This window comes from Mycoplasma leachii PG50, from assembly GCF_000183365.1.
GTDB lineage: Bacteria > Bacillota_I > Bacilli_A > Mycoplasmatales > Mycoplasmataceae > Mycoplasma > Mycoplasma leachii.
Genome location: NC_014751.1, coordinates 996,227 through 1,008,951, shown reverse-complemented (window position 1 = coordinate 1,008,951; position 12,725 = coordinate 996,227). Strand labels below are relative to the sequence as shown.

Sequence of the window (12,725 nt, the reverse complement as noted above, 5' to 3'; positions counted from 1 at the left end):
ATTTTTAATACAAAATATTATATAATTAGGTGTGAATTATTTATTTTTTTGTAAAGGAGGTAAGTGATATGAAAAGAACTTGACAACCATCAAAACTAAAACATGCACGTGTTCATGGTTTTAGAGCAAGAATGGCTACTAAAAATGGTAGAAAAGTAATTAAAGCTCGTAGAGCTAAAGGTAGAGTTAGATTATCTGCTTAATAGGATATGAAAAACAAAAGAATAATTAAGAAAAATTTTGAATTTCAAGAAATAATTAATTATAAAAAAACTATTAAAAATTTTTGTTTTGTTATTTACTATAAAGAAAATGATCAATCATATTTAAAATATGGTATTAGTGTTGGAAAAAAAATAGGTAATGCTGTAGTTAGAAATAAAGTAAAAAGACAAATTAGAATGATTTTAAGACAAAACATTTCTGAAGTTGGAACTGTTTCTAAAGATATCATTATTCTAGTTAGAAAAAGTGTTTTAGAACTAAAATATGCTACATTATCTAAATCATTAGTTAAGTTAATAAAGGAAATTAAATAAAGAAAGGAGGGATTATTTTGTACAAACAATCAGATAAAGTTATGAGTTATTTAAACGCTTCAAAAAACAAAAAAGCACCAAAAACTAAAAAAGAAATTTTTAAACTAATTATTAAATGATTAAAAGTTTTTGGATTTTTATTTATTTTAGTTTCAATGCTTTGAGGCTGTGTGCAGATGTATCAAGCTCAATATAGTGTTAATCAAATAGTTGATATGACAGGTAAAAGTGTTTATACACCAGGAGTTTCATTTGAAATTATTTTAAGCTCTTTAGGTGAACAAGGTTCTAAAGTTCATCACTTTGTTTATGATAAAGGTAGTTTTTTTGAATATGGTTATAATGCTATTACTTCTTGAAAAGAGACATTTAAATTAACTCAATCTCCATTCTATGGATTCTTTGTTTATCCAACAGCATGAATATTAGCTGGAATGATCAAACTATTTTCTGGAACACTAAATCCCTTATTAGATAAATCTTCTCAATTAAGTTATGGAATTTCAGCTATTTTTGCAATATTCTTAACAACTTTATTAATTAAAGGAATTACATTATCATTTGGTTGAAAATCACAAATTAACCAAGAAAAAATGCAAGATATTCAATTAAAGGTTGCAGATATTCAAGCTAAATATAAAGATAAAAAAGATATGCAATCTAAACAAAAACAACAATTAGAAATTCAAGCTTTATATAAAAAAGAAAATATGTCACAGTTTTCTGCATTAGCTGGTTCATTTGCTCCCCTTCCTTTCCTATTTGCAATTTATGCAATAGTTAGATCAACAAGAGCTTTGAAAATAGCAGCAGTTGGTCCAATTGCTTTAATCGAAGGACCATGACAACAAATTACAGCAGGAAACTATATTTATATTATTATTCTTGCAATTTACTTACCTTTACAAGCTATTTCAATGTTATTACCAACACTACTACAAATGAAAAAACAAAAATCAATTACTCTAACTGAAGCACAAAAAAAATCAAGAAAAAAACAATTGATTATGCAAGTTGTAATGATGTTTGTGTTTATTATCATTATTGTTTCAGTAGCAACAGGAGTATGTATTTATTGAATTTTTTCTTCAGTATTACAAATTATTCAAACTTATGCTTTTTATTTATATAATGAAAAGAAAAGAAAAGCTGGCAATCAAGAACGTCAAAGACGTTTGCGTCAAATGGAAAAAATGAATTTAAAATAATTTAAGAGAGTTGAAACTCTCTTTTTTTTGTATTTTAAAGAATATAAATAAATTATGATAATATTGTAGGTATAAAAATATGACTAAATATTTATTTTCAGATTTTGATAATACTTTAAGAAATTCAAAAGTTAAAAATAGTTTAAAAATTGATCAAAAAGATTTAGATTTTGTCAAAGAATTTCAAAAAAACAATAAGTTAATTATTTCAACAGGTAGACCTTATAAGCAACTAAAAGAACATTTACTAGATGAATATAATTTATTACCTGACTATTTTATTGTTAATACTGGAGCTTTGATTTGTGATAATCAAGGTGAAGTTTTTTATAAAAAAACAATTGATAAAAATATTAAAATTCAGTTATTAGATTTTTTAAAAACTATAGTTGATCAAATTGATGTAATCGTATTTGCTACAAGTGATAATGAATCATTTTTATTTCATAAAAATTGATCAACTGATGTAAAAAAATTCTTTTTTGGTCTTGAAAATTTAAATAAAACATTAGATTATTTATACGATAAAGATTTATTATGTTTAAAAATTGAATGTAGTCAAACTACTTGAGATCAAATTGAAAACTTTATTAATAAAAACAAATTAGAAGTTAACATCACTTTTAATAGTATTAATAATAAGTTGTTTAATGAAATTCATACATTTAATGTAAGTAAAGGTCAAGCGATTAAAGGTTTACAAGAAAAATTAAACATTTCTAGTGATGATATTATTGTTGCTGGTGATGATTATAATGATCTTTCTATGTTTGAAATGTTTTATGATAACTCTTATATTTGTAAACACGAACATAATAAAAATATTAGAAATAAAGCAAAATATCTAATAAATAATATTTGAGAGATTGAATACTAATGAAAATTAAAATAACTAAAGGTGGAACTAATGTTTCTTATCGTATAAATAACACTTTTTTACAGATTAAAAACTATAATAACTTTAATCATCAAATCAATTATGAGCTTTTAAAAAACTTTGATTTTGTTCCAAAACTTATTAGTGATAATCAAAAAGAAATAGTTTGAGAATATATTGATGGAGTTGAACCTGTAATTGATTTAAATAATATTAATTTAATAGCAAATCAAATTAAACAAATACATAGTTCTAATTTAAAGTTTCCAGATAATAATTTAAAACAAAGAGTTGAATATTACAAAACTAAAATGAGTGAGTTAAATACTAGTGTTGAAGTTATAAGTAAATATGCTAGTTTAATTGATGATATTTTAGATAATATGGAATTTAATACTCCTTTACATAATGATTTATTTCCTTTTAATATGATTCAAACTGAAAATAAAATTTATTTTGTTGATTGAGAATATGCAACAATGGGAGATAAACATTTTGAATTAGCTTATTTAATTGAAACATCTAATATGTCTAGTGAGTGTGAAAAAGTATTTTTAGATTTGTATAAAGATTATGATCAACATAAATTGTTGTTAAATAAAATATTTGTAAATTATATAGTTATTTTATGAATAAGAACACAAACTAAAGCTCCACACAATACTACTTTTTTTGAAGAAAAAATCATAAATTATGTAGCTAAATTAAATATTTAAAAAATAAGTTTTTAATATAATAAAGACAAATATTAAATATTAGAAAAAAGCTTAAAAAAACGTTCTACAGCAAAAGAAATTGAAATATTAATTAGTAATTGTAAAGGTAAGTAAATAAAAAATCTCTAAATCTTTTAATAAGAGTTAGAGACTGACGAATTATTATTTTTTATTTTGTTCTTTTATTGTGAATTTGAAGCTTATAGTACCAGAGAATTTTGGAGATTTAACTGTTCCTGTATTATTATCATAATTAACCTCTAAATCTGTTAATTCATATTCTTTAATATCTAACTCATTAGCCAATTTCTTTTTGATATCTGATTGTGAAACACTATTATATTTATCTTCATTTTTTGGAAAAACACCTAAGTCTAAATTTTGTTTAGGAAATGTGCTGCTCATTTCTTTTTCTTCTTTTTCGATTTCCCTTCTAGTTTTTTCTTCTTCCTCTTTAGACTTTTCAGCGGGCTTTATCATTTCTTTTCCAGTTTTTTTATTAGAATTAATTTCTTGTGTTTTTTTAGTACATGCAATAGCAGTAACACTAGTTGTTGTAATTAACCCAACTGATCCTAATAATGTTAGTAATTTTTTCATATTATTTCCTTTAAAATCATTTTTTTAGTTATATACATAAATATTTATGTAACAAAAATCATTATATATATATATATATATATATATAATGTCAAGTATATTTTTAAGGTGGGTAAACATATAATAACAGCTAAAATCATTTACAATATTTGTTTTGAGTTTATAATACATTATGATATAAGAAATTTTTAAAAATCAAGATTTTGTTATTAATAAAAAAGTAAAACAACTAAACTTATAAATAAAAAATTAAAAATAGAATTAAAAAAAGGATTGTTTTCTAAATTTCATAAAGCAATCCTTTTTTAATATTGAAACTTTTAACCTACTTTTATAATAGGACTTTCTATTATTATTTTGCTGGTTTTACATCTTCTTTTATAGTAAATTTAAATTCAAATTTACCATTAAAAGTAAATGGCTTAGATGATTTAAATGTTCCTGAATTTTTAATTGAATCTACTTCTAATTCATATATATATTGTGATTCGATTTTTAATAAATCAGAAATTTTCTTTTTAATTTCTCCTACAGAAACAACTTTGTTTTTAAAATTAAATTCACCTAAATCTAGTATTGAAGTAAATGAAAAACTTAATGTTTTATTATTAAATTCTGGTAAAGTTACTTTTCCTGTATTTTTTGTATAATCTACATCTAAATTTATTAGTTTAGATTCGTGAGTATTTAACAATTCAGCCAATTTCTTTTTGATATTTATTTGAGGAATAGACCCTTTGCTGTCTGGTGAGAAATTACCTATGTTTTGTCCTTCAACTTTTGAAAAAGCTTCTTCTTCTTTTTTCTTATCCTCAATAGATTTTTCGTCTTCATCTTTTTTAGACTTTTCTTTATCTTCTTCTTTTCTAGGTTGTTCATTAGGCTTAGTATCAGGTGCTTTTTGTGGAGTTTTATCACCACAAGCAATTACTGCAGCACTAGTTGTTGCAACTAAACCAACAGATCCTAATATTGTTAATAATTTTTTCATATAATATCCTTTACAATTGGTTGTTTATCTTTTTATAAGACACATTATATATATATATATATATATATATAATGTCAATATATTTTTGAAACAGGTGCTGTTTAGAACATTATGATAAATAACTATTAAATACATATTTTTTTTAATTAAAACTAGCAAATTCCCCCTGCTACCATAAACACAGACTAAAAATTTTCAATATCATAACAGGATTGTTTTCTGAATTGTACAGCAGACAATCCTTTTAATTTTTCTTTTATTCTTATGTTATTGAATCAATAAATATATTTGTGTATTGATCTAATTAATTCTTGTATTGAATTGTATTTTTCACCATAATAAATTTCTTGTTTTAACAGACCAAAAAAATTTTCTATTATAGCATTATCTAAACAATTACCTTTTCTAGACATACTTTGAGTTATGTTATTTTCTTCTAGTGTTTTAACTCAGCTAATATGTTGATAATGAAATCCTTGATCAGAATGAACTATCAAACCATTAGTATTTTTAATTTTTCTAAGTGCTTTTCTCAACATAGAATTAGTTAAGTTTAAATTAGGACTTGTCTGAATTGAATATGGACAATTTCACCATTATAAAGATCAATGATTGGTGATAAATATAGCTTTTGACCATTAACCTTAAACTCTGTTACATCAGTACATCAAACTCAAATCCAACAAAGAATATCAGAAGTGTCTGATTCAATTAAAAAAGAAAATATAGAGTTAGAAACAATTACAAAAGAACTTGACTCAAAAGTAAAAAAATAGATGACTTAAAACAAGAAAATAAGCATCCAGAAGAAAACGTCCAAGTTTTAAAAAGTAATATTGAATCTTCTAGAGTAAAAATTGATGAATTAGAAAAAATAAAATCTAATAAACAACAAGAACTTTCTAAATTAGAAAAAGAATTAAAATCACTTGAATATAATAAAAACTATAGTCTATTAGAAAAACAAAAATTAGAAAATGATCAAAAAATAGACAAATTGCACCAAGAGCAAACTTTGTTAAAAAATAAACAACAAGAACTTGAGAAAAAAATTCAAAAACTTGAAACAAACCAATCAGATTTAAGAACGAAATTATTAGAAAAAACTAAGACAAAAGAAAACTTGACTGGTGAAGTTGCTCATCTTAATGCTGAAAATAAAAAAATAGAACAATTAATTAAAAAAATTCAAAGTAAAAAAGAAGAATTAGAAAAGTAAGTTGAGCTTATCGAAAAACCAGCACTAACAGCCACAGAAAAATCAAGCATTATTCTTGATAGTATTAATGTTTCTGTATAAAAGGTTCAAAATATCAGTAGTTTAATGTATGATTGAAATAAGTCAACTAGAATTACAGAAAAGAATTACTAGACAAATTACAAATAGTGATTTCCCTAAACTAGCTGAACACTATGAATCAATTTCAAATAATCTAAAAGACCTTGAAAAATTTGATAAAGAACTAGAAAAAATGATCCAAGAATTTAACAAAAAATTTGATGATAAATTCTTTGAAATTGATAACTAAATATTGTTTTAAAAAGACTGGACATATCAGTCTTTTCTTGTTGTTTACTTTGTTATTTTAACTATCTTTTTAAAACATAATTATTGTAAAAATTTTTTCTTTTTAAGAAAAGAATAATACGAGCTCTGCAAAAAAAAGAACTGTAAAAAGGTCTAGAATTCATTCCTTTTATAAAAGTAACAACAGTTAATAAAAAAGGACCTATAATTAAAATTTTAATAGACTTACTAAAATATTTATTAATTAAAATATCAGATCTTTTTGCTAATTTAAAATGTATTGTATAAAAAAACAAACTTAAGATAATAATTTGATAAATAAGAATAAGTGCAGTTAATACTTGTCGATAAATTATAGTATCTTGAAATACTAAATCACCATATTTTCCAAATCCATTATCAAAGTTATAAACTTTATAAACATAAAAAATAGCTGTTGATATGGTTATAAGTAAAATTAATATATAAATTATTTTTACTAAATAGTAATGTTTAATAAAGAGCACATTTTTATTTTGTTTTTTATAAGCAAAAAAGCATTCAATAGCTATCATAAATAATGCAAGATAATAAATAAGTACTTGAGTATCTCCAATTAATTCTGTTTCTCTTGCTCATCATTTACCTAATTCATAATTTGTTATTTTTTCAAAAAATTGAGAAAACTTAAAATCATTTTTATAAGGTGTTGAAAATATTAAAGCCATCAATCCTAATATAAACAAAATTCCAATACAAACATAAATAGAGTAAGAAGAATGACACTTTGAATTTTTTAGATCAAAAACAATCTGTTTATTTTCTTTGCTTGTTGGTACTAACATAATTCTTAACTTAATTTCTACTTGTATAATATCATTTCATAATTAGTATATTTAAATATTTAGTTTCTTAATTCTTTACAAAAAATTTCTAATAAAAAACTCATTTATTGGAACAAATGATTTTTTAATGAAATATATAAAAATTAAATTTTTTATTATATTTTAAAAATTGTGACTTGTGTTTATTGTTATATTATTTAAAAATGGCTACTTATTATTTTTTCCCAAATGAAGGTATATATTCCTTTTTTATGTGTCAACTAAAGCTATGATATGATTTTACATCTTTTACATTTCATTTAGAAATATCTCTATTAAAACTTATTGCATTTTGAAACATACGGTCCATATCAGTGACATTTTCTGTATTTCATTTTGATAAATCTTGATTAAATGAATTTGTGTCACTAAACATACTTCTCATAGTTTTAACATTTGAAACATTTCAATTAGCTATATTTTGATTAAAATTATGAGCACCATTAAACATACTATTCATATCAACTACTTTTGATACATCTCAATCTAAAGACTTATTAAATTTTTTAGCTTGATAAAACATATAACTCATATCAGTTACTAGATTATTTTCTACTTTGAAGATATCGCTATTAAATTCAGAAGCACCAAAAAACATACGATCTAGTTTTTTTATATTTTTTAGATTTCAATTTGAAAGTGACTTATTAAATTTTGATGCGTTCATAAACATACTTTTCATGTTTTCAACATTGCTTACATTTCATTTAGAAATATCTTGGTCAAATTCTTTAGCATCTTCAAACATACTTCACATAGTTTTAACATTTGAAACATTTCAATTAGTTATATTTTGATTAAAATTATGAGCACCATTAAACATATAACTCATATTAGTTACATTTTCTGTATTTCAATTTGACAAATTTTGATTAAAGTTTTTAGCATGTTGAAACATTGCTAACATATTTACTATATTAGATGTGTCTCATTTATCAAGATTTTCAATTTTATTAGAATTATTTTTTCAAAAAGCACGCTGTAGACTAATAATTTCTTCTGGTAATTTTTCAGGAACTTTTTTAACAGTTTCAGCAAACTTAGAAATTTTTCCCTCTTCATCATAACCAATTACTAAAACTTCAGTTTTATTATCATTATATTTTGTTTCAACTTTTTTAACTTTATTTAGTTTTTTAATTTCTAAACTTAGTTCACCTTTTATAATTTTAGAATCGTCTTTAGATTTAATTATTAATTCTCCATTATGTAATAAATTAGCTTTCTTAAATATTAAAAAATCAAAATCATTTTCAGTTAATTTATCTAGCCCTTTTATTTTTAGTAATGCTTGTAAAACATCTTGTTTTTGTCACTCATTTTTTGGTTCAATATTACTTTTAAAACTTGAAATATCAATTTTACTTACTTGCTCTTTTTTTGTTGATTTCTTTTTTTGTTGATTGTTATCAGGTTTATTGTTATCAGGTTTATTGTTATTAGAATTTGAAGTTTTACATGAAACAACAACTAATGGAAGTGATGTAACAGAAAATAAAACTCCAAGTTTTGCTAGTAGACTGATATGTTTATTTTTCATTATTCCCACCCGGACTTTGTTTTATAAAATAAATAAATTTTTTCCATTTTTTATTATATAAAATGAAATTCTAAAATCATAAAAATATTAAAAAAATTAAAAAATTAGGATACAAAAAACCTAATTTATAGTTTATTTTATAGCAAAATATTAAAATTGATCAATGCATTTAAGTGATAAAAATAATAGAATTCTAGTCAGTAAAACCTTTACAATATTCTAAATCAACCTCAACATCATAACCTAATTTAATAGCATCATCATAATTAGCTTTTACACAAATTTCAGTAGCAACACCAACTATTTTTAAAGTGTCTATGTTTTTTGATTTTAAATACTCATCTAACCCATTTGAGTTATTAGCATCATCAAAAAAACCGCTATAGCTTTCAATATCTTTATTAACACCTTTTTCAATAATTAAATCAACATCACTATGATCAAAATAAAGTTCACTACCTTTAGTATTTTGTATACAATGTTTATTTCAAATTTTAAAAGAACAATGATCAATTGGATGAAAATCTTTAGTTGCAATAATTGTTCAACCTTGAGATTTTAAGTCTTTTGCTAATTTTTCAATTTTAGATTTTAGTGTGTAGGCGTTTTTTACATATAAACTACCATTAGGATCACAAAAATCATATTGATAATCAACTATAATTAATGCCTTATTTTTATTTTGTGATTTCATAAATTTATTCTCTCTTAGAATTAATAATTTAAGTTCTGATTATATAATTTAAATAGATTAAATTATTATTTATAAATAATATTAATATAAAAAATATTTAGTTTAGAATTATTTTAATAAGAAAATTAGTTTTTTTCTTATTTTAATTTGTGCAAAAATAGAGAATTTTTATTTTTATATTTAATAATTTTAATTCAATTTTTATAAGAAAGGTTAGTATGAAAATTGTAATTATAGGTGGAGCAGCTAGTGGAATGACAGTTGCAAGCAGACTAAAAAAAGTTAATAAAAAAGCTCAAATAATTGTTATTCAAAAAGAAAAATACGTTTCACTAGGAGCTTGTGGTTTACCTTATTTTGTAGCTAATCCATCTTTAAAACCAACTGATTTATTAGCAAGAACTGTAGAACAATTCATAGAACAAGACATTTTAGTTTATAGTGAATCAGTTGTTAAAAAAATTGATGCTGAAAATCAAAAAGTTTGATATGAAAAAAATGATCAATTACTAGAGTTAGACTATGATAAATTAGTAATCTCAACAGGAGCAAAGCCTATAGTTCCACCAATTAAAGGAATTGATTTACCAAATATTTTTACTTTAACAAGATTAGAAGATGCAACTGAATTAAAAGAAAAACTAAAAGATAAAAATATTAAAAAAGTAGTAGTAATTGGTTCAGGATTTATTGGTTTAGAGTGTTGTGAAATGTTAGAACACTTTAATAAAGAAATAGTTTTAATTGAAAAAACTAGTAGATTAAATCAAAGAGTGTTTGATCAAGAAATCACTGATTTATTAGAGCAAAACTTAATCAAAAACAATGTTGAAATTATTAAAGAAAATGGGTTAAAATCAATAACTCAAACTAAAGATAAAAGATTAAGTTTAACTTTAGATCAAAATGAAGAAATTGAAGTTGATTTAATAATTTTAGCTATTGGATTTAGACCAGCAACTGAGTTTTTAAAAGATACAAAATTAGAAATGCTAGGTAATGGAGCTATTGTTGTTGATAAACATGGACGAACAAATTTAAAAAATATATGATCTTGTGGTGATTGTGCTACTGTTTATCATAAAATTACTAACCAAATTACTTATACTCCACTAGCAACAGTTGCTAGAAAATTTGCTAAAGTTGTAGCTGATGATATTTTAAATGTTAATAGTGAATTTGTTGGAACTTTGCAAACTGCGATTTTAAAAGTATTTGAATCAGAATTGGTTTCTACTGGAATTAATGAAACTCTAGCTAAAGAATTAGGATATGATATAAAAACTATTTTTATTAAAGATGCTGATCATCCATCATATTATCCAAACCCAATGCCGCTTGCTTTAAAACTAATTTTAAATAAAAAAACAAATACATTAATTGGTGCTCAAATGTATGGATCTAATTTATCTGTATTAAGAATTAATTTCTTAATTTCATTAATTTGAAATCAAATTGAAATTAATCAGGAATTAACTCAAGTTGATTTACCATATTCACCACCATTTTCTAGAGTTGTAGATATTATTCACATTGCTTTAGAAAAACTTATTAAAAATTAATAGGAGAAATACATAAAAAATGCAAGATAAGACTAATGTTTTATTAGATAAATTCTTAGCAATTGGAAGTTGACAAGCGGCTATTGCTATTATTATATTTATCGGAATTCAAATTGGTTTATGGTTTACATTTAAAAAATTTAAATTTAAATTCATTTATAGAGTTTTAATTGGATTAGCAATTGGTTTAATATTTGGAATTATTATTCAAGCTATTTATAAATTTCCACAAAATGGACTAGTAAATAAGAATTTACCAACAGAAATTAAAAATAATGGTGAAAAAATAGAAAAAACCAACCCTGATTTTAGATTATGAGTATATCAACTAGATATATGAATATCTTTAGCAAAAAATATTTTTATTAACGGTATTTTATTATTAACAGCTCCAGTTGTATTTATTGCAATTTTTAGAGTTACATCAAAAAAAGGTAATAAAAATGTTGGACGTATTTCATTAAAAGGTGTGGGTTTATTATTATTAAATACTGCATTTGCATTTGTAATTACTTTTTGATTAGGATATTTAATAAAAGTTGGTTCAGGATCAGGTTTATCTTTAGATCATTCGATTGTAAAAAATGCACCAAAAGAAACTCAACCTTTACCTAAAATAGCTTGAGAGTATTTACCAAATAATTTTATTCAACCATGACTTGGATCAATGGTAATTCCATTAATGGTAATTGCAGGATTAATCGGAAATTCTGTAAAAATTTTGTCTAAGAAAAAACCTGTTGAAATGGATGCGATTAGAAAAGGAATGGATGTTGCTTGAAGCATTGTGATCTCAATATTAATGACATTTATGAAAATAATGCCTTTAGCAGTTATGTCAATGATTGCTTCATCAGTTATTTCTAAACCAATTGGAGCACTAGCAACAATTGGAAAAGTTTTAGGATTAGGATATTTAGGATTAACTATTTCATTAATATTCTTAACACTATTGTTATTTATAAATAAAATTAATGTTATTGCTTGATGAAAACTTTCATTTAAAATTTTAGTTCAAGGATTTGCAACACAATCTTCAAACGCCACTTTACCAATGAGTATCCAAACATTAAAAGATGAAGTTAAAATTGATGATTCAGCAGTTTCAACAATAGCTCCGTTATCGACAACAATGGGATTAATGGGATGTGCTGGAGTTCAATCTGGTGTTATTACTAGTTTATTATGAACTGGAGCAACTAATGCTAGTTTTCACAGTATGGGATTATTTACATTCTTTATTTTAGCTTTCTTTATCACTTTAATTGCTTCTTTAGGAATTAGTGGGATTCCAGGAACTGCAACTGTTCTTACCTCAGGTGTTTTATCTGGCTTAGGTTTAAGTGTATGATTTGCACCAGTTTATGCAATAGTTGGCTCATTAGATGGACTATTTGATATGGGAAGAACTGGAGTTAATGTTATTTCAGGAGCTGTTGTTACTACAGTTGTTGCAAAATCAGAAGGTTTGATTGGTGAAGATTCAACAATTTTATCCAAACAACAACTAGAAAAACAAAAAATAATAAAGGAAAAGAAATCAAAAAAAGAAATGCAGGAAACTCAAAAGGTGGAAGCTAAAAAAAGTTAAATTAGTTCAACATTAA

At 23.4% G+C, this 12,725-nt stretch carries 15 protein-coding genes and 1 pseudogene; 10 read left to right on the top strand and 6 right to left on the bottom strand.

The features are described 5' to 3' along the window. Positions 1–68 precede the first annotated feature (68 nt). The 5 genes from rpmH (at position 69) to MSB_RS04500 (ending at position 3,340) form a co-directional block, all read left to right on the top strand. A complete protein-coding gene (gene rpmH, locus MSB_RS04520) occupies positions 69–203 on the top strand; it encodes a 50S ribosomal protein L34 (protein WP_011387696.1) in 135 nt (44 codons plus the stop codon). A gap of 6 nt (positions 204–209) precedes the next feature. Next, a complete protein-coding gene (rnpA, locus tag MSB_RS04515; RefSeq protein WP_013448155.1) occupies positions 210–539 on the top strand; it encodes a ribonuclease P protein component in 330 nt (109 codons plus the stop codon). Positions 540–556: 17 nt separating this feature from the next. Next, positions 557–1,747: a membrane protein insertase YidC gene (gene yidC, locus MSB_RS04510; protein ID WP_013448154.1), complete on the top strand. Its 1,191-nt coding sequence runs from the start codon at positions 557–559 to the stop codon at positions 1,745–1,747. 79 nt (positions 1,748–1,826) lie between these two features. Continuing rightward, positions 1,827–2,624, top strand: a complete 798-nt coding sequence (locus MSB_RS04505; protein ID WP_013448153.1) for a Cof-type HAD-IIB family hydrolase — start codon at positions 1,827–1,829, stop codon at positions 2,622–2,624. Continuing rightward, positions 2,624–3,340, top strand: coding sequence for a phosphotransferase (locus MSB_RS04500; RefSeq protein WP_013448152.1), 717 nt, complete (start codon positions 2,624–2,626; stop codon positions 3,338–3,340). Before MSB_RS04505 ends, MSB_RS04500 begins: the two co-directional genes overlap by 1 nt. A gap of 162 nt (positions 3,341–3,502) precedes the next feature. On the opposite strand, the gene MSB_RS04495 is transcribed toward MSB_RS04500, so the two are convergent. The 3 genes and pseudogenes from MSB_RS04495 to MSB_RS04860 form a co-directional block, all read right to left on the bottom strand. Beyond that, positions 3,503–3,940: a lipoprotein gene (locus tag MSB_RS04495; RefSeq protein WP_013448151.1), complete on the bottom strand. Its 438-nt coding sequence runs from the start codon at positions 3,938–3,940 to the stop codon at positions 3,503–3,505. Between the two features lie 352 nt (positions 3,941–4,292). Further along, a complete protein-coding gene (locus tag MSB_RS04490; protein ID WP_013448150.1) occupies positions 4,293–4,931 on the bottom strand; it encodes a lipoprotein in 639 nt (212 codons plus the stop codon). A 185-nt stretch (positions 4,932–5,116) separates the two neighbouring features. After that, positions 5,117–5,604: pseudogene (locus MSB_RS04860) on the bottom strand (IS3 family transposase); the annotation flags it as partial. Between MSB_RS04860 and MSB_RS05015 the strand changes: the two are divergent. From MSB_RS05015 to MSB_RS04475, 3 genes are all read left to right on the top strand, one after another. Beyond that, positions 5,540–5,707: a hypothetical protein gene (locus MSB_RS05015; RefSeq protein ID WP_013448148.1), complete on the top strand. Its 168-nt coding sequence runs from the start codon at positions 5,540–5,542 to the stop codon at positions 5,705–5,707. The pseudogene MSB_RS04860 and the gene MSB_RS05015 sit on opposite strands and share 65 nt — an antisense overlap. Before the next feature lie 239 nt (positions 5,708–5,946). Then, on the top strand, positions 5,947–6,150 hold the full coding sequence (locus MSB_RS04480; protein ID WP_013448147.1) for a hypothetical protein: 204 nt from the start codon (positions 5,947–5,949) through the stop codon (positions 6,148–6,150). A 109-nt stretch (positions 6,151–6,259) separates the two neighbouring features. After that, positions 6,260–6,460: a hypothetical protein gene (locus tag MSB_RS04475; protein WP_013448146.1), complete on the top strand. Its 201-nt coding sequence runs from the start codon at positions 6,260–6,262 to the stop codon at positions 6,458–6,460. 61 nt (positions 6,461–6,521) lie between these two features. Here MSB_RS04475 and MSB_RS04960 read toward each other — a convergent pair whose 3' ends face one another. The 3 genes from MSB_RS04960 to MSB_RS04460 all read right to left on the bottom strand — a co-directional run bounded on the left by MSB_RS04960 (position 6,522) and on the right by MSB_RS04460 (position 9,556). Beyond that, positions 6,522–7,283: a hypothetical protein gene (locus MSB_RS04960; protein WP_013448145.1), complete on the bottom strand. Its 762-nt coding sequence runs from the start codon at positions 7,281–7,283 to the stop codon at positions 6,522–6,524. 214 nt (positions 7,284–7,497) lie between these two features. Continuing rightward, positions 7,498–8,862, bottom strand: coding sequence for a BspA family leucine-rich repeat surface protein (locus MSB_RS04465; RefSeq protein ID WP_013448144.1), 1,365 nt, complete (start codon positions 8,860–8,862; stop codon positions 7,498–7,500). 193 nt (positions 8,863–9,055) lie between these two features. Continuing rightward, positions 9,056–9,556, bottom strand: coding sequence for an isochorismatase family protein (locus MSB_RS04460; protein WP_013448143.1), 501 nt, complete (start codon positions 9,554–9,556; stop codon positions 9,056–9,058). A gap of 218 nt (positions 9,557–9,774) precedes the next feature. On the opposite strand from MSB_RS04460, the gene MSB_RS04455 reads away from it, so the two are divergent. Further along, positions 9,775–11,118: a CoA-disulfide reductase gene (locus MSB_RS04455; RefSeq protein ID WP_013448142.1), complete on the top strand. Its 1,344-nt coding sequence runs from the start codon at positions 9,775–9,777 to the stop codon at positions 11,116–11,118. Between the two features lie 19 nt (positions 11,119–11,137). Continuing rightward, complete coding sequence (locus MSB_RS04450; protein ID WP_013448141.1) at positions 11,138–12,709, top strand: dicarboxylate/amino acid:cation symporter; 1,572 nt, start codon at positions 11,138–11,140, stop codon at positions 12,707–12,709. The last annotated feature ends 16 nt before the right edge of the window (positions 12,710–12,725 follow it).